This is a genomic window from Mesorhizobium sp. M1004 (assembly GCF_040318795.1).
Taxonomy (GTDB): domain Bacteria; phylum Pseudomonadota; class Alphaproteobacteria; order Rhizobiales; family Rhizobiaceae; genus Mesorhizobium.
In genome coordinates this window covers 62,856-80,872 of sequence record NZ_JAMYNB010000020.1, presented here as the reverse complement: position 1 = coordinate 80,872, position 18,017 = coordinate 62,856, and the positions used below count along the sequence as shown (strand labels likewise).

General features: G+C 59.5%; 14 protein-coding genes and 2 pseudogenes. 4 read left to right on the top strand and 12 right to left on the bottom strand.

Annotation, left to right across the window (positions count from 1 at the left end):
• On the bottom strand, positions 1-411 hold a 411-nt coding region (locus tag NKH54_RS29215; protein ID WP_353029488.1), incomplete at its 3' end, for a TlpA disulfide reductase family protein.
• 1,245 nt (positions 412-1,656) lie between these two features.
• On the opposite strand from NKH54_RS29215, the gene NKH54_RS29210 reads away from it, so the two are divergent.
• From NKH54_RS29210 to NKH54_RS29195, 4 genes and pseudogenes are all read left to right on the top strand, one after another.
• Positions 1,657-2,367 (top strand): class I SAM-dependent DNA methyltransferase, encoded by a 711-nt coding sequence (locus tag NKH54_RS29210; protein WP_353029487.1) that lies wholly within the window; start codon positions 1,657-1,659, stop codon positions 2,365-2,367.
• A 210-nt stretch (positions 2,368-2,577) separates the two neighbouring features.
• A complete protein-coding gene (locus NKH54_RS29205; RefSeq protein WP_353029486.1) occupies positions 2,578-3,192 on the top strand; it encodes an isopenicillin N synthase family dioxygenase in 615 nt (204 codons plus the stop codon).
• Positions 3,189-3,536 carry a 2OG-Fe(II) oxygenase family protein gene (locus NKH54_RS29200; protein WP_353029485.1) on the top strand — a complete coding sequence of 116 codons (348 nt, stop codon included), beginning with the start codon at positions 3,189-3,191 and terminating at the stop codon, positions 3,534-3,536. Before NKH54_RS29205 ends, NKH54_RS29200 begins: the two co-directional genes overlap by 4 nt.
• Before the next feature lie 896 nt (positions 3,537-4,432).
• Positions 4,433-5,579: pseudogene (locus tag NKH54_RS29195) on the top strand (IS3 family transposase).
• Positions 5,580-5,854: 275 nt separating this feature from the next.
• Here NKH54_RS29195 and NKH54_RS29190 read toward each other — a convergent pair.
• The 11 genes and pseudogenes from NKH54_RS29190 to NKH54_RS29140 all read right to left on the bottom strand — a co-directional run.
• Positions 5,855-5,974 (bottom strand): annotated as a pseudogene (locus NKH54_RS29190) (iron-sulfur cluster assembly accessory protein); the annotation flags it as partial.
• 606 nt (positions 5,975-6,580) lie between these two features.
• Positions 6,581-7,366 carry a response regulator transcription factor gene (locus NKH54_RS29185; protein ID WP_353029484.1) on the bottom strand — a complete coding sequence of 262 codons (786 nt, stop codon included), beginning with the start codon at positions 7,364-7,366 and terminating at the stop codon, positions 6,581-6,583.
• Positions 7,367-7,393: 27 nt separating this feature from the next.
• Positions 7,394-7,873: a NifX-associated nitrogen fixation protein gene (locus NKH54_RS29180; protein WP_353029483.1), complete on the bottom strand. Its 480-nt coding sequence runs from the start codon at positions 7,871-7,873 to the stop codon at positions 7,394-7,396.
• Between the two features lie 17 nt (positions 7,874-7,890).
• The gene (gene nifX / locus NKH54_RS29175) at positions 7,891-8,388 is read right to left on the bottom strand and encodes a nitrogen fixation protein NifX (protein WP_352447988.1); all 498 of its coding nucleotides are present in this window, start codon (positions 8,386-8,388) and stop codon (positions 7,891-7,893) included.
• Entirely contained in the window at positions 8,354-9,736 is a 1,383-nt protein-coding gene (gene nifN, locus NKH54_RS29170; protein ID WP_353029482.1) for a nitrogenase iron-molybdenum cofactor biosynthesis protein NifN, read from the bottom strand. The genes nifX and nifN overlap by 35 nt, the downstream gene beginning before the upstream one ends.
• A gap of 9 nt (positions 9,737-9,745) precedes the next feature.
• Entirely contained in the window at positions 9,746-11,236 is a 1,491-nt protein-coding gene (nifE, locus tag NKH54_RS29165; RefSeq protein ID WP_352770034.1) for a nitrogenase iron-molybdenum cofactor biosynthesis protein NifE, read from the bottom strand.
• 56 nt (positions 11,237-11,292) lie between these two features.
• Positions 11,293-12,834 (bottom strand): nitrogenase molybdenum-iron protein subunit beta, encoded by a 1,542-nt coding sequence (gene nifK / locus NKH54_RS29160; protein WP_353029481.1) that lies wholly within the window; start codon positions 12,832-12,834, stop codon positions 11,293-11,295.
• Between the two features lie 127 nt (positions 12,835-12,961).
• Positions 12,962-14,464 carry a nitrogenase molybdenum-iron protein alpha chain gene (nifD, locus tag NKH54_RS29155; RefSeq protein WP_023684976.1) on the bottom strand — a complete coding sequence of 501 codons (1,503 nt, stop codon included), beginning with the start codon at positions 14,462-14,464 and terminating at the stop codon, positions 12,962-12,964.
• Positions 14,465-14,562: 98 nt separating this feature from the next.
• Positions 14,563-15,456 carry a nitrogenase iron protein gene (gene nifH / locus NKH54_RS29150; protein ID WP_023706403.1) on the bottom strand — a complete coding sequence of 298 codons (894 nt, stop codon included), beginning with the start codon at positions 15,454-15,456 and terminating at the stop codon, positions 14,563-14,565.
• 439 nt (positions 15,457-15,895) lie between these two features.
• Positions 15,896-17,152: a type II toxin-antitoxin system HipA family toxin gene (locus NKH54_RS29145; RefSeq protein WP_352770071.1), complete on the bottom strand. Its 1,257-nt coding sequence runs from the start codon at positions 17,150-17,152 to the stop codon at positions 15,896-15,898.
• Complete coding sequence (locus tag NKH54_RS29140) at positions 17,127-17,453, bottom strand: helix-turn-helix domain-containing protein (RefSeq protein WP_352500667.1); 327 nt, start codon at positions 17,451-17,453, stop codon at positions 17,127-17,129. Before NKH54_RS29140 ends, NKH54_RS29145 begins: the two co-directional genes overlap by 26 nt.
• Between the last annotated feature and the right edge of the window lie 564 nt (positions 17,454-18,017).

Here is an 18,017-nt window from a genome sequence, read left to right as displayed (position 1 = left end):
ATGACCGATAAAGGCGATGTGGCCGTCTCGGTCGACCACGAACGAGGTCGGAAGCCCGGCGGAAAAGCTGGGTTTCATCCAAAGCTTGTTCATTTCGCCTGTGTAGTCGAACGCGATCCGATAGTTCAGATTCGAGCACTTTTCGGTCAGCCACGCGTCCAACTTGGTTCGGGCCTCGATGGCCGTTGGAGCGTCTTCATCAGCCGCGACTCCGACGACCTCAAGTCCGCCGTCCTTGTATTTTTCCTGGAGCCGCATCAGATCGAGCATCTCCGTCGCACATGGTTCGCACCAAGTTGCCCAAAATTCGACGATATAGACTTTGCCGGGCTGGAAGTTCGTGAGGGGCTCGCCACGCAGCCAGGTGTCCACTTTGATCGAAGGAGCCGGTGACTTCATCTGCAATACCATGCTGCTCTCCAAAGCTGTTGCCACAGCTTGCGCGACTTTATGCGCGAGCTTGTTTCCCGCTTAGAGAACGGCACAAGGGTTTCAAGGAAAGGAGAGCAGCTCTCGTCTCGCGCATCTGCATGCAGTCAGCCTTCACTTAAGTGTTGCCCATCACAATCAGCAAAGGTCAATTAGCAAAGGCCGTGCCAGCGCGCTCGGTGCGCAGCAAGCGCATGATTTCCCGTTCAAAAGCCTCCAAATGCCAAGATGACCGGTTGTATTGAAGCCGACATGTTTTCTGCCGCTGTCCGGTTTTGGACACGCATCACTCGCTTCGCCCCGCCAGAAAAGCGTGGCCACGAACGACTGAACAGGCATTCGGGCTGAGGGACGAGCAGATGGACATCATGACGGCGTTGGCTGCCGCCAGGCTCGTCGTCATCGTCCGCTCACGCAACAAAGTCTAGCTTGAGCTTCTTGCCGTTCCGGTCCGGAGGCGGCAGCGATCGCGCCATTTGCGATGGCAAGGGGCCGCTCCATCCGAGCGCGGCCTGTGCCCCACTCGCCCGCCTTGCGTTTGAATTCCTGGGCTGACGACACGGGAGTTCTTCACGACGAAGCCGGTCCAGCTGTAGCTCGCCAATACAGCCATCGTCAGATCGACGATGATGTCGTGGCGAAAAACCCCAGGCCGAGTGCCGGCATGCGCCGGCCGGTGAACTCTCCGGGATTCCTGCTTTGTGCCGATATTTTCTGTGTTCCCTGTGCTCAGGCGCTACAGCGACCGCCTGGTGCGAATTCGAGCGTTGTCGGAATTTGACCAGTCCCAAAGACCGCTCGGTCGCCACGCGGGTCGGGCCCGGACCGACTGAACCGCTGAAGATGCGGCCGTCCTCACCCTAACCCGGCTATCGTGCCAGACGGTGACAACGTGATTGATACCGATCGATTCCTGCCGAACCCGGCAAGAGCCCGACCGTCCCGACTCGAAATTGAGGGGCGTCGGCCTCGGCACGGTCATCGCGTTGTTCAGCTCCCGGCCAGTCAGGAGAGATCATGATACCGCCCGTACGATGCCGCTACGGATCGGAACTCGGCCTGCCGGGCTGAACGATGTCTTTGACCTGACGCCGACCTGCCAGCCGTAAAGTTTTTTTCACGACTCTTTGGTCAATTGGCACGAGGTTTGATGCCCTCATCTGGCAGTTAGCAGCAGTGTAGGACGGGCCGCTGCTCATCACGACCTCCTAAAACGCAGGAGCTGCCATGAACACCCTTGATCAGCAGACGGCACTGGAGCAAGCCGCACGCAAGCACACCAAGGATTCCCACGCCCTCGGCGGCGACGCCGGTCGCCTAGACCACTTCTACCGCGGATGGGCCAGTTCCTACGATTTGGGTCTGGCCGATGGGTACTGCGGGCCGATGATCGCGGCCGAAATGGCGGCCGCCGTGCAGACGGCCTATTTGGCCAGGCATCGAACTGCCATGGCAATCCTGGATGCTGGCTGCGGAACAGGCCCCGTCGGCGTGGAGCTGGAAAGCCTCCGGTTCCGGTTAATCGACGGGTTCGATCTCTCCGAGGAGATGGCCGAAAAGGCACAGCAAACCCGAGCCTACCGCAATGTTCGAGGCGATGTCGACCTTATTGGGCTACCCTCCGAATACTTCAGAGCAAGCTATGATCTGACCTTCACGCTCGGATATGTCGGACCAGATGGGCTGCGCGAACTGGCTCGCGTCACACGCTCGAACGGGTTCGTAATCGCAAGCGACCGCAAGAGCTATGCGGACGCCACATCCTTTGAAGACCACGTGCGGCTTCTGCAGGATGAGGGCGTCCTTATACCGGCACAGTATCTAAGGAACGGCAGATACGCCGCTGACGAGGACGCGCACTGTTGGGTCCTCGCAGATAGCCAAAAAGATCAGAGCAACAAAAGAACGGGGTGTGATCAGGCTACCTCCTATCGGTGACGAAACTGGCAACCATTGCAACGCGACACGAAGACGAGAGCGCCTCCGGATAAGACGGGTTCCTCGACCTATCCAGGACCGCGTCACGTCTCCCGACGCTTTTCGCGTTTCGACGCTCCACGAACCACATCGCCGAAGCGATGCTCCGACTCCCCATTGTTAAACAGGTGTACTTAGTCCAAGGATTTCTTAGTCAGACTAGACGACACGTTGCAAGCAAAACGCGAAAGCTTTGATAAAATACCATTGGTTGATATAGGCCCGCTCCTCGACGGTACGAACAAAAAAGCGGTGGCTAGTGAAATACGATGGGCACTGTCCAACGTAGGTTTCATGTATGTAAATAACCACGGTATTCCGCAGGATTTGATAGATTCGGTTTTCCATGTCAGCCGGGAGTTCTTTGATTTGCCATTATCGCAGAAGACCTTACTGCACATTAAAAATTCCGATTTGGCTTTTCGCGGATACACTGAGCCGTTTGGAGAGAACACCGATCCTGGAAAGACGAAAGACCTTAAGGAGTGCTTTGACTTCGGACCTGAAGGTTCGGTGTTCGAAGGTCCGTTTTTCGGTCCTAACCAGTGGCCCTCAAATTGGCCCGAGTTTCGGGAACTGACATACGGATACCATCAAAGGATGGTGGACCTCGCGAAAAAACTTTTGCAGGGAATTGCGCTCAGCCTGGACCTGTCGGAAAGCTATTTCGAGAATTTCATGCGGAACCCGATCAGCGTTCAGCGCCTGCTCCACTACCCGCCGCAGAGCGGCCATGTTAGCGAGGACATGATCGGAATTGGCGCCACACAGACTACGGCAATTTGACCATCCTGGCACAGGATGACGTGGGCGGTCTTCAGGTCCTGAACCGAGATGGCGATTGGGTACAGGGCACACCGATCCACGGTACTTTCATAATCAACATCGGGGACCTGATTCAGCGGCTCACCAACGATGTCTACCTGGCCAACATGCATCGCGTGGTGAATAGCTCAGGGCGCGAGCGATACTCAGTCCCCTTCTTTATCGACCCTGATTTCGATGCGATCATAGAGCCGTTAAAGTCATGTGTCACGGACAGCAACCCACAGCGCTACCAGCCGGTAACTTGCGGCGAATACATACTCCGACGTTTCGCAGCAAGTTACGCTCACTTGGCCAAAGCGTGAGCAAGGCCGCAGGCACCTACCTGCGTATCACATGGCAGCGAACGCGATGGAGGTGGAAAGCTTTGCGAATGACATCGGACTGCCGGTAGTCGTCAAGGGCAGCGGAAGCACCGGGGCCAGATTGGGCAGCAATCTCAAAGATTTATCCAAACATACAGCCAGTCTGTTGAGTGTAAATCAATGGCGCGTTCTTCGCCGCGGATACTAGTCGAAGAATTAACACAAGGTCCCCACTATAGCATTAACACGATGGGATATGAGGTAATTGGAATTGCCGACATTTACTTCTGTCGACCACCGGATCTCACCTGTCGCGAGTGTATATATCCGGCTATGCTGACTGAAGACGAGCATGATAGTATTGCCTTTAGCTGAATTGTTTGGCGGCACTCGGCCTTGGCTGGGGGCCGACGAACATTGAACTCCGGTTGACGAAGCGTGGTCCGGTTGTGATTGGAGTCAGCCCGCATCTTCCAGCTTCGCCTGCTCCTGAATTGGTTCAGCTGGTTTACGGCGTGGATCTCGTGACCGAGCACATCAAACTTGTGACTGGTGCCCAAAGGAGTTTGCGCAGAAGCCCCACGAACACCGCGGCCGCACGGTTCCTGGTTCCTGATCTCGATGGCACCCTCGATTGGATCGATGGCGACAGTCGGGCGGCTGCTGTCTCAGGCATCGCCGAGGTCGAGTTGTATATCGAACCCAAGACGCGAGTCCCAGGAAAGGCGGCATCGAGAATGCATCGGACATGTCATCGCCGTTTCATCCAATCATGCTCAGACCCAGACGGCACTTCAGAGTGCCGCCGATTTAATCCATTGGTCGATCACACCACTGGCCTGCTGCCGGTTTCGTGGACACCGAGATAAGGTGTTTAACGGAACTGGAGAGTGGAAATGCAGAGAAGGAAGTTCAGCCGCGAGTTCAAGCTTGAGGCAGTGAGGCTGGTGAAGGATCGAGGCGTGGCGGTGGCGCAAGCGGCCCGCGACCTCGATCTCCACGAGAATGTGCTGCGCAAATGGGTGCGCGAGCTGTCGACCGATCCGCAGCATGCGTTTCCCGGTCATGGGCAGATGAAGCCAGAGCAGCAGGAGATCGACCGGCTGCGCAAGGAAGTGGCGAAGCTGAAGGCGGAGCGCGACATCCTAAAAAAGGCCGCAGCCTACTTCGCGAGGGAAGTGACATGAGGTTCGCTTTCATCGCGAGGCACCGGGGCATCTGGCCGGTGGCATGGCTGTGCAGTGCGCTGGACGTGTCCCGCTCGGGCTTCCATGCCTGGCTCAACCGCAGCCCTAGCGTTCGCTTCCAGCATGACGAGATCCTCGTTTCCAGGATCGACCGAAGCTTCAAGAGCAGCGACCGCACCTACGGCGCGCGTCGGGTCTGGCACGACGTTCTGGCAGAGGGGCTTTCCTGCGGACTGCATCGCATCGAACGCCTCATGCAGGAGAATGGCCTCCGGGCACGTCCACGCCGGCGCGGACTGCCGAAGGATACCGGCGAGCGAGCCGCCGTGTCGGACAACCTCCTCGATCGCGCCTTCGAGGCGTCGGCCCGAACCAGAAGTGGGTTGCCGACTTCACCTACGTCTGGACTGCGGAAGGATGGATCTACGTTGCAGCCGTAGTCGATCTGTTCTCCCGCCGTGTCGTGGGCTGGGCGATGAAGGCCGAGATGACGGCCCAGCTCGTCACCGATGCACTCATCATGGCGATCTGGCGCCGAGGCAAGCCCGACAGCCTGCTGCATCATTCCGACCAGGGATCGCAATACACGAGCGAGCAGTTCCAGCGACTGATGGCCGACCACGGCATCACCTGTTCAATGAGCCGGTCGGGCAACGTCTGGGACAACGCTGCGATGGAGAGCTTCTTCTCGTCGCTCAAGACCGAGCGGACAGCCCGCAAGGTCTACAGGACGAGAGATGCCGCGAGGGCGGATGTGTTCGATTATATCGAGCGCTTCTATAACCCTCGGCGAAGAAACTCGACGCTGGGCTATCTAAGCCCCGTCGAGTTCGAGGAACAAGCTATGCTAGCTTAACCTCGTGTCCGAAAAACCGGCAGCAGGCCAACATTCGGATCTTGGTGAATAGGAGCACCCTGCGCTCTTCCTGGTGCCTTGGCTCCGGACTTATGGATACCATTGCGCCGCGCTGGCACCCAGCCCCCAAGCTAAAGGCGTCAGGATGTTGTGTTCGTCAACTTCTTCAAAACGGACGGCAGTGAAGCTTGGTCATGCGGCGCAGCGCATACGGAGCTGCTTTGGTGGCGCCGATCGTCGCGTCGCCGTCAGCGAGATGCTTTCCAATGGATTCCGTATCCTAATCCGGCGCAGCCGCCCGCCTCGACCATGATGCGCCGACCTTCGCCGGGCTTGGCGCCCAGCGAGAGCGCGGTCTTAAATGCGGCGACAGCATTTTCGGTGAGCCTAATCATAGGACGACATCCGCTGATGCGTTCGGAAAGTCTCCGCATCGAACGTGCCAGAAAGGAAATTATATTAAAGCAATGGATAAGCATATTTGTGTTCCTGTCGGGTATCCGACATTGAGGGGAAACCTTGCGCCGGCGGGCGATTTGCACCTCGTTGTCCTTTGCCGGCAGGCTAATAGAGCAGCTCCGCACCGGAAATTTCTCCTAGGGAGGGCCAGCAACCCAATGGTTTACGTACTGCGGCGCGGATAACGGCTCTTGCCATCTCCTCGCGGCGGGGATTTCGATGAGCTGATCTGCGTTCAAACACTCTGAACTCTTCATCTAGTAGGCCACTCGGGGATGCCATCGCCCAGCGGCGGAGGTGACATAACGAGCCGCGGAGGCGACATAATCAGGACGGAAAGGTACGCGCCGACCTCGGCACACAAGCCGGCAGCTGTTTTGACGTCCTGATCGGAGTGGTCAGCTCCCGTCACACTGAGTACGCTTTGAAGGCCATCTGACTGCTTCTTTCTAAGTATATCGTACCTTTAGGCGCGTTTCGGAGCCGCAAGACTTGCCCTCAGGACGGCGGAAATGCGGAGTGGCACCACATCGGTTATCTATTCAGCCGTCCGGCCACTCGAGCGAGTAGCCGGCAGACCTGACGGTACGAATGACGCTGCCGGGCGAGGCCGTCTTCAGCGCCTTTCTAATCCGGCTGACATGGACGTCGACGGTGCGTGCACCGATGTGGATATTGTCCGGCCAGGCCGCGTCGATCAGCTCGTCTCGGCTGAAGACCTTGCCGGGATTCTCAAGCAAATGCCGCAGCAGGTTGAATTCGATCGGTCCGAGATGGATGTCGTGGCCATTGCCGCGAACTCGGTGGGCATCGAGCTTCATCTCAAGGCTGCCGCAGCAGAGCCAGCTGCCGTTTTCGATCCCGTTTGAACCCGGCTTTGGCAGCGCCAGCTTCATCCGTAGACAGTCAAGCAGCTTGGCCGGCGCGAAGGGCCGCACAAAGCTCTCGTCAATGCCTGCCTTCCAGAGATCGAGGTGCTGGTTCTCGGCGCCGGGCGCGATCAGGGCAATAACGGGCAGGCCGCCGGTCCGGGGCTCCCCCTTGAGCCGGGCGCAGATTGTGGAGCCTGTCGCGCTTGCTGGCCCGCAGTCCAGGACTACCGCCTGGAGCTCCCGTTGATCGGCCATCGCAAGTGCTTCCTTCACGCCGCCTGCCGGCTCACTCGCGAAGCCGTCCACCCCCAGAATGTGGCTGAGGAACAGATACAACTCCGCATCTTGCGAACAGATCAGTACCACTGGCTTCATCAGCGCTACCCCAAGAACCACATCGGCCTCGACCGCCTCGATTGAGAGGGCTGGCCATCGCATGTCCTCAAGACCTGACATGATCCCCGCGATCGAAAATCGGTTCCATCACGCCCGCGCCACCTCGGGATAAGCCTCAATGGCTGCGGTGGCATCGCCGGCCAGTTTGGTACCGGCCGCGGCGAGCTTCCAGAACGTCTCGAAACCGAACCGGTGGACGTCGCGCAGGGTCTTTGACAGAACGACCAACCGCCCGGCCGTGAAGAGCACGCGCCCGAAGCCCTCATGGCTCATCTCCATCATCGGCGATGCCATCAGGCCCGTGCGCTCCTCAATCGCAAGCCCGACGGCGGTGTAGAACTTATCGAGCCTCCACAGCACGTCCGGATCGGGATCGCCGATGATTGGAATTGCACGGCGCTGTTCCCTGGTGATGATGAAGTCGCCCAGCAGCTCGGCGTCCGATTTGCCTTCCCACGACCCGTGGGAATCATTGGCACGGATCAGCCGCACGAGGCATTTGACGAACGGAGTGGCAAGGGCCGCCTCGTCGTCGGTGGCGGCAGGGCTAACCTCGGCGTCAGACATTTCGCCCACTCCTCATTTCAGTCCTCATCCTCGAAGGACGGTTTCTGTTCGGCGACCCCTGCCTGCGCCAGCACCTTGCGCAGCCAAGGGGGAGGACACGTCCTGAGCATCATCTGCGTGCGCAACAGCACCTCTTGAATGGGCTCGGGCTGCGGCACTCTGACCGGATGGACCTTTGCAGAAACAAGTTTGGCTGCCGAAGGTCCGCCGATCGCCAGACAAAACAGGAGATGACAGCCCTTCAGCGCCTCCACCTTCGGGGTGATGCGGTCGTCGCCCTCAGTTCGGTGCTTCCCGCTCTCGTCGGAAACGTCATCGAAGGCCACGGCTTCCACGAGATTCCACTCCTCGCGCACCACGTCGTAGACAGCAAAGCGCCTGGCCGACCCGAAATGGGCGTTGAGGTTCTTCATGTCCTGCGTGGCGATCGCCACGCGCAATGCGCCCGCTTGGCGTTCCGGCGTCGGTACGTGAACCTCGTCAGTGACGAGCGAGAGGCGACGGACGGAGCTCATCTGGCATTTCTCGCTTACGGAGTGGATCAAGCGCCTCAGGCGTCGGCGCTCGCCCGTTGGCTTCGAAAATGTTGGCAACCTCGAAGATCAGGTCGCGGGTCCCCTGGTAGAGGATTGTGAGCTTGTGCTGGGCCCCGAGCCGGTCGAAGATCGGGAAGCCGACCCGCATGAGCGGAATGCCGAGGCGCTGCGCCGCCTGGCGGCCGTGGGAATGAGTAACCAGAAGATCAGCGCCGGCGCCAAGCGCTTCCAAATCGCCGAGATCGCCGATTTGAACCGACTGCGCCGGCACTTCCTCCAGAATTTTCGACATAGCGGCCGTTGTGACCGCCGCAGCGATCTCGGAGCCCATGCCGATGAAGAAGCTCGCGAGTTGGTAGAGTTGGTCTGGTTCAGCAGCGATCGCAATTTTCTTGCCTCCAAAGTGGAAATGTCCGTCGAGCAAAGCGTCCTGCAACTGCGACCGCCGACGGCGCACCCCAGCCGGCGCCGCCTCGCCCGAAACTGCGGACAGCAGCGAGACGAACCGGTCGGCGTCCCTCAATCCAGTCAACGATCGGAACAGCACGTAAGAAACCCCGGTCAACCTCTGCAGCACCTCGGCCGGGCGGCGCATATGCTCACCGATGACAATGCATCGCTCGGCCGTGCCTAGCTCGCGGATATCCTCGACGCTGGTGCCGCCATAGGTGGTCGTGACCCAACGGTCGGGCACCGTACCGTCGAGCGAGCCGGAGACGTCCGGCAAAATCACCGGCTTCAGTCCAAAGCTCTCAACCATCTCACGCAAATGCTCGATGTCAGCCACAGTGAGGTTCCAGCCAGGCAGGATCACGATTTTCTTCGACTGCTGCGCCTGCTCGCCGGGCCGCGTAATCGTTTCGATCATAGCGGTGACAGCCTTGGCCCAGCCCTCTTCGATCGCGCCGTCGAAATCCGGTGTGTTGGCTAGTACCACCTCCGTACCCGCGAGTTCTTCCATGCGCTTCAGCCTGATATTGGCGACATCCCCTGCGCAGTCTTCGCCCCGGGTTTCCACCAGCGCGGTCGTGCAAACCCCGATCAGCGTTGGCTTTGTGCGGGCCTTGAGGTTGAGGATCGCCTCTTCCAGATGGTCTGCCCCCCCGAGGATCGTCGCCACCTCGTCCATCGCCGTTGTCTGCAAGGGAATGGCTTCCTTGAAATGTCGCACGAAGAGCACGAGGGCGAAGCTGGTGCACCCCTGGCTGCCGTGGAACAATGGCATCGAGCCGTCGACGCCAAGAAAGGCCAAGGCGGCACCCAATGGCTGCGATGACTTCAGCGGATTGACCGCCGCCGCTTTGGTCTGGGGAAGGATGCGGACCATCGACTCTCCTCAACACTCGCCGAAATTGCCGGCCGTCGTGCCTGCGAATTCCTGGACAACATGCAAGGTCGCGGTCTCGCTGTTCGTGCGCGGCAGTTCCTCCCTCACCGCCGGCTGGCAATCCCATGGTGCCGGGTCCCGTACCTGGCGCCAGATGGGGTTATGAATGGCCAGGTCGATCTGGCTTACGAGTTCCACCATGCCGTTATAGCCGGCGTAAGGGTGTTGGCGCTCCTGGTTGATATCGAGCCAGGGTGTCTTGGCCTTCAGAGCGACGAATTGCGTGCGCCCGCCTGATAGCAGGATATGGGCCTTGTGTTCGGAGAGCATGGCGTAAAGCTCGCGCGCTGCCATCTGCTCGAATATATGGTTGTCGTCCTTGAGGATCTGCTTGATCCGCTCTTTGTCTTCGACGGTCGACTTCTTGACAGAGGTGCCGACGATCTCGATCCCGATCTCCATCAGCGCATGGACGACCGACCAGGACTTCACGCCGCCGGTGTTGAGCAGCACGCGCTTGCCTTCAAGCCTCGGCCGATAGGCCGCTAGCTTCTTCCAGGCGATCGCCTCTTCCTCTGCAATCAATAGCTCGGTGCGGCCGAGGATCTCCGGATCAGCACCCTGCTTCACGAGCAGCTCAGCTATGTTCCGGAGTGCATCCGAGGTATCGGTGATGCCGTAGAAGGAGCCTTCGAAGAACGGGATGTCCCAGCGCTCGTCCATCTTGCGTGCCAGATTGATGAGCGCGGTCGAGCACACCATCATAGCCGCCCGTGCGCGGTGCGCGCCGGCAATGTCGACGTAACGTGCGTCACCCGGAATGCAGGCGCGCACCCGGATCCCGAGCCGATCCAGCAGCGGCTTCACCAGCCAGAATTCGCCTGAGAGGTTGAATTCGCCGAGGATGTTGATGTCGTAAGGGCCGGCATCGTCGGGCTCGGCCGTGCCGATGACATGCTCGAGCAACGCCGCGCCGGCAAGCTTGTTGCCAAGGTTCTTGGAGCCTACGAAGCCCGGCGCATTGACCGGTACAACGGCCAAGCCGAACTTTTCCGCCGCGCGCTGGCAGACGGCCTCTATGTCGTCGCCGATCAGCGCCGTCACGCAGGTCGGATAGACGAAGATCGCCGGCGGCCCATACGCTTCCTTGATCTCGCGGATCGCTTTGAAAAGCTTCCGCTCGCCCCGCCCCATCACAACATCGAGTTCGGTGAGGTCGGTCGTGAAGCTTGTGCGCCACAGCGTTGGCCCGGACGAAGCCGCACCGCGGTTGTCCCAGGAATTGCCCTCGCAGGCGAGCGGCCCATGGACCAGGTGTGCGGCGTCGGTGATCGGCTGCAGCACGATCTTCGCGCCATCGAAGGCACAGCCACCGGCCGCCGCTCCGGGGGTCAGTGGCTTCGAACAGCCCTTTTTGCGCGCCTTGGCATCCTTGCCGCGGTTCTTTTCGCAGCCAGGCTCGTTGAAGACATCCTGGATTTTGGCTCTGAGCAAGGACATTGCGTCGGTCTCCAAAGTCCCTCGGGAAGACGACCGGCCAAAGCCGACCGTCAAGCTTAGCGGGTGAGGTCATATGAATAGTCCGTCATGCCCGTCTCGCTGGTCTCGCGATCGAGCTTGTCGAAGATCTTGTCGAGGATCGTCGTCAGCACGCGCAACCCGCCTTGGTAGCCCATCAGCGCAAACCGATGGTGATGGTGGCGATCGAAGATCGGAAACGTCAGCCGGATCAGCGGCGTGCCGGTGTCGCGCTCCAGATACTTGCCATAGGAGTTGCCGATCAGCAGGTCCACCGGCTCGGTGAAGAGCAGCGAGCGCATCGCCCAGAGGTCCTTGCCCGCCCAGACTTGAGCATCCTTGCCGAAGGGCGATGATGCAAGCAGTTCCTTCAACTCCGCTTCCCATGCCGACGTGCCGTTGGTGGCGAGGCAATGGGTCGGCTCGCCGCCCGTCTCCATGATGAAGCGGGCCATGGCGTAGACAAAGTCCGGATCGCCGTAAATGGCGTATTTCTTACCGTGCAGCCAGGATTGGCTGTCTGCCATGGCGTCGACAAGTCGGCCGCGCTCGAGGCGGATTGCCTCCGGGATTTGCTTGCTGGAAATCGCGGAAACCTCCATCAGGAAGTCGTCAGTCGCCTTTACACCGAGCGGGTAATGGAACGAGGCCGTCGCCTGCCCCACCCCCTCGCAATACTCTAGCGTTTTTCGGGTGTTGTAATGCTGCAGCGACAGCGTCGCCTCGGCGTTGAGTGCCTTCCTCACGTCTTCGATCTTCGTGCCGCCGTCATACATGCGGTATTCGCCGTCGGACGGCGTGTCGAACTGGTCAGAGGCGTCTTGGATGAAGGTGTAGGATACGCCTATCAGGTCGAGCAGGCGCTTGAGTTCCCGGTTGTTGCCAACACAGAATCCGTCGAAGCCCGGAATGACGTTGATGGTCCCCTCGGCTTCCGTTCGCTCCTCCCCTTTCCAGAAATGCTCCAAAATGCCCTTGACCGTAATGTCATAGCCGTCGACATGGCTGCCGACGAAGGCCGGAGTGTGGGCGAAAGGCACGTCGAAGTCGCGCGGGACCGAGCCTTCGTCCTTGGCGTTCTCGATGAAGCTGTGCAGATCGTCGCCAATGACCTCCGCCATACAAGTGGTCGAGACGGCGATCATCTTTGGGTCGTAGAGTTGGTACGTGTTGGCGAGCCCATCGACCAGGTTCTTCAGGCCGCCGAACACTGCCGCGTCCTCGGTCATCGAGGAGGAAACCGCCGAAGCAGGCTCCTTGAAATGGCGCGACAGGTGCGAGCGGTAATAGGCCACGCAGCCCTGGCTGCCATGGACGAAGGACATGGTTCGCTCGAAGCCTGCGGCCGCGAACACCGCGCCGAGCGGCTGGCAGGCCTTGGCGGGGTTCACGACTAGGGCTTGACGAGCAAGGTTCTTTTCGCGGTATTCCCACGTCTTGGTGAATTCGCCTTGGTCGGTAACGATCTGGTCCGGGTGAGGACATTCGAAATTCAGCCTCTTCTCGGCGAGCATCTGCCTGTATTCCGGCTCGCGGAACAGGGGCGCGTGGTCGAGAACTTTTTCAGCCGACTGCGGCATGGGTGGTTACCTCTTTCCATCTGGCCCGCCATACGGCGGCACAGGGACGTCGAAACGTTTTCAGGTCTCCCGCGGACAAGCGGCCACAGGCGTTCGCGGCCTCCCGGCTTTCCGGGAGGCCATGGTTTCATTCGGCTGCGATCGCGGCCGACGGCTCGGCTTTTTTCTTCCAGGGGGCGTCGTAGAGGTTCCAGACCGGGTTGTTGATGGCCAGGTCCATATCGCGCGCGAAGATGGCGAAGCCGTCGTAGCCATGATACGGGCCGGAATAATCCCAGGAATGCATTTGACGGAACGGTATGCCCATCTTCTGGACCGGGTACTTTTCTTTGATGCCGGAGCCCACGAGATCGGGACGGATCCCCTCGATGAACTTCTCCAGCTCGTAACCAGTTACGTCGTCATAGATCAGCGTGCCCTTTTTCACGTAGTGGCCGGTGCGCTGATAGTCGTCGTTATGGCCAAATTCATAGCCAGTGCCGACGATCACCATGCCCAGGTCCTCATATGCGGTGACGACGTGACGGGGGCGCAGCCCGCCGACATAGAGCATCACCGTCCTGCCTTCGAGGCGCGGCCGGTACTTGGCTATGACCGCCTCGACCAGCGGCCGGTATTTGGCGATGACCGCCTCGGCCTTTGCCTCGATTTCCGGCCCGAAGTGCTTGGCTATCTTGCGCAGAGAGGCTTCGGTCTGGGAGGGCCCGAAGAAATTGTACTCCATCCAGGCGATGCCATACTTTTCCTCCATGTGCCGGCAGATGTAATTCATCGACCTATAGCAATGGATGAGATTGAGTTTCGCCTTTGGCGCTCGCTCTATTTCGGCCAGCGTAGCGTCGCCCGACCAGTTGCCGACCACGCGCAGACCCATCTCCTCGAGCAGGATGCGCGAAGCCCAGGCGTCGCCGCCGATATTATAGTCGCCGACCACATTGACATCGTACGGGCCGGCCTCGAACTCGAGGTCCTTCTTCTCGAACACCCAGTCGCGGATCGCGTCGTTGGCGATGTGGTGGCCGAGGGATTGCGAGACGCCGCGGAAGCCCTCGCAGCGCACCGGCACGATTGTCTTTTCGTGCTCCTTGGCCTTGTTGCGGGACACAGCTTCAGTGTCGTCGCCAATGAGGCCAATCGGGCATTCGGATTGCACAGTCATGCCCTTGTTCAGCGGAAACAGTTCCTCGATCTCGTCGATGATCCGTTCGAGCTTCTTGTCGCCGCCGAAAACAATATCCTTCTCCTGGAAATCGGAGGTGAACTGCATGGTGACGAACGTATCGATGCCGGTCGTGCCGACGTAGTAGTTGCGGCGCTGAGACCAGGAATACTGCCCGCAGCCGACCGGGCCGTGCGAGATATGGACCATATCCTTGACTGGACCCCACACCACGCCTTTCGAGCCGGCATAGGCGCAGCCGCGAATTGTCATCACGCCGGGTATGGACTTGATGTTTGATTTGACCTCGCATTCGGAAAGGACCTCGCTTTCCTCGCCAGCCTCGTCGCCGCTTTTTGCGACGCTGAGGTGCTTTTTGCGGCGCTTCGCCGACTTGTCAGGATATTGCGACAGCACTTCCTCGATGAGCCTCGCATGGAGGCCACCGTCATTCTCGTATTCCAGGCTCATGGGACCCCTTTCAAGGTTCAGGGTGACGCCTCACCGACGAGGCGCCGTTCTTTGAAAGACGCACCAGATCAGGCGGCGCCTCGTGTCGGCAGCGGTCGCTACTGTGCGGCCGCCTTAGCCGCTTCCTTGACCTGAAGCTCGGCAAGCATCTGCTCGTCCGTCTTCATGATGCCGAAGTCGAGCAGCATGTCCTCGAGCTCCTCCATGGTGATCGGGGTCGGGATGGTGCCCTGGCCCGAATTCCCATGGATCTTCTCGGCCAGCGCCCTGTATTCCCCGGCCTGCTTGGAGTCCGGCGCATACTGGATCACAGACATCTTCCTGAGCTCGGCGTGCTGGACGATGTTGTCGCGCGGCACGAAGTGGATAAGTTTGGAATTGAGCCTGGAAGCAAGCGCCTCGGCGAGGTCGAGCTCGCGGTCGGTTTGGCGCTCGTTGCAGATCAGGCCGCCGAGCCGCACGCCGCCCGAATGGGCGTATTTCAGGATACCCTTTGCGATGTTGTTGGCGGCATAGAGCGCCATCATCTCGCCGGACATGACGATATAGATTTCCTGGGCCTTGTTCTCGCGGATCGGCATCGCGAAACCGCCACACACCACATCCCCGAGCACGTCGTAGGAGACATAGTCGACGTCGTCGTAGGCGCCGTTCTCCTCGAGGAAGTTGATCGAGGTGATCACGCCGCGGCCGGCGCAGCCGACACCCGGCTCGGGTCCGCCCGACTCCACGCATTTGATGCCTTTGTACCCGACCTTGAGCACGTCCGCGAGTTCCAGGTCTTCCACCGAACCTTCCTCTGCCGCGAGATGCAGGACGGTATCCTGCGCCTTCGCGTTCAGGATCAGGCGGGTGGAGTCGGCTTTGGGGTCGCAGCCGACGATGAGGATTCTCTGCCCGAGGTCGACAAGGGCGGCGAGCGTATTTTGGGAGGTGGTGGACTTGCCGATGCCGCCCTTGCCGTAAAAGGCGATCTGACGCAAACCTGACATGTAGCTTTCCTTCCTTCGTTCCATTCATCGCGGCTGCCGCGACATGAATGCCGGTCGGGCAGCTGTAGCCGCCTCGCACCTAAGGATCTCAAGACTCGTGCCAATTTGGCTGATCGAACCGAAGAATAATTTGATGGTTGCTTTTCAGGGGTTTAGCTTGAGTTCCAAGAAAGGATCGTCGAAACAGCCCGTGTAGCGGACGCGACATTGGCGACACAAAGCGTCGGATGCGATCCTCAGCCACCGCATTCGTTTGAACCGCACCCTCTGCGGGATGCTGCGAACTCTTCTGTGCCCGCGAGCTGACGTGCTTGCTCAACGCGTGTCCTAGTGGACACTCCGCCGACTTTGCGCGCGATCCTGGCATACCACCGATCCACGGCCACTCATCCGGGGCCACGGGCGAATAGTTCCGCTATACAACCCGAGGGGACTCGGTTCACTTCTCGGCGCAGGAGTTCAGTATCGGCGTCATCGCCTTCACATGTTCGTCGATCCGCTCGAGCACTTTCGCTGCGACAAGGTTGCGCTCAGGCAGATGCCACCAGTACTCGTTGACGAGTTTGACTGTCTCGACCACTGCCTTCAGGACTGCCGGCTCCGGAAGCCTTGCACGGTTCGCAAATGCTTTCCATCGCGGTGCCGCTAGCGCCTTGAACGAGCGCTCCCCTCCAAGCGACAGCGCCATGGCGTCGGCGGGAATATATGGCACGGTGGACAGGACGTCGTAGATTGGTGCAAGCGCCGGCTTGTCGCCGTTACCGGGATAGATCAAAGACCAGTTCTTCAGGTGCATGTCGCCATTGCCGGTGATGACGGTCAGTGCCAGGCGGCGGACGAACTCGAGAGCCGCCTTAGGCGAGACGGCCACGCCAAGAGCCAAGGCTATGTCGTGATAAGCAGCCCCCTCATATTTGCGCGAGGGGTAGACACCGAAGACCTGAGCGAAATCCTCGATGTGTATCCTCTCGCCACCAGCGCCGCGATCGAAGCGTTTGACGAGAAGGACCTTGCCTTCTGACAGCGTGTTGAATTCTTCGGGAACGCCCTCAAAATCGGATTTCCCGACCAGTTCGCATTCAGGAACGTCCATGCCGATTGCTGCTGCTAGCGCCAGGTTGGCGAATTCGTTTTCGGAAACGCCCGGAAACGCCGTCGAAGGGAACTTGGCGATGTACCGGCCCTGCTCGTCATCCATCGGTAAGGTAAGGCCGCCGCCTTTTCCAATGTTCTTCATGACCGACAGCTTCATCTGCACCCCGGCAAGCGAGAACCGTGCCTTGGGCTGATCCTTTGAAGCACCCTGTGAAACCGCTATCGCGCCGTCACTGGGCAACGCCCGTACGGCTCCCGGCAGATCGGCGCCCAGCGCCGTTAAAAGGTCGAAATCATTGCCTGGCCGCACATTGCCTTCGTGGTGCCTTTCCATCGCCTCGCGCAATTTCTCCTCCGGCAGGAGGTTCGCGAAGAAAGCGGGCAAGGCGCTTGCCAGAGGCTTCGGATCTTTCCGCAATCCTCCCGTCGCTGCCCGGAACGACAGGCTGAGAACCGGAAAGCCGCCCGTCGCGCGGTAGGCCTCATCGAAGTTGAATGCATTGAAATCGCCCGGCGTCCTGACGATTGTGCCGATCTTCACTGCGTTCAAGAGCACGTCCAGCGACGGGATCGTCTTAGGTGCGCGAAAGACTGGGGCCATGATCGTCATCGTCAGGTTGAGAAACAAAGGCGGGTCGATCGTTATCATCATGCGGACGCAATAGAGCCTGGACAGCCGGCACCATGACTTGCGGAACCAGCATCATTTCCAGACCAAGCGCGCGAGCGATATTCATGAGCGTCGTTGCACGCGCGGCCGCGGCTCCCTTTTCGATGTCGCGATATCGGGGACGGGATATACCCGCCAAATCAGCGACCTGCTCCTGCGTCATCGCAGCGGCCAGCCTCGCCTGCCTGAAAAGCCCGCCGATTTCCCGTAGAATTTCCGATTGAGAATCCATATGATATGTAAACGATCCATTCCAATTCTAGATGATATGGCAGAGTATCTTATCTAGCGATAGAGTCAACGTGTTAGGATCTGTTCGCGTATCATGCATCGGACAAATGATACGTAAAAAATCATCCTGCCTTTGGCGCCCCCGACGGTGGACGCCGTCCGAAGCTGACGCCCGATCAGCGCTCCGAAATCACCGGGATGTTAAATCAAGGGGGTCCGGCGGCTGAAATCGCTCGTCTCTTCTCGTTCATACGGCCGGCCGCGCTGACTGGGGGTCAATGTGATCGCCACTCCTTGATCGCAATGGCTTTGTACCATCTGCTCCTGCCGGTCTCCCGCCGCACCTGGTGTTCTGACCCTTTTAGGGGCTTCTCGCTCTGCGTGACCGGTCACCCTGATCAAGCATCGACATAGCCGTCGAATACAGCTTCAGTCTCGGCTGTCCAGTCCAGCATGGGGTGCCTCGCTGATCACGAAGCAGCACCCGAACACAGCGCAAATCCCCCGCTTCCGAGACTTTCTGACCCAGTAAGACTAGCGTCCGCCGCACGTACGGGCGGCGCCG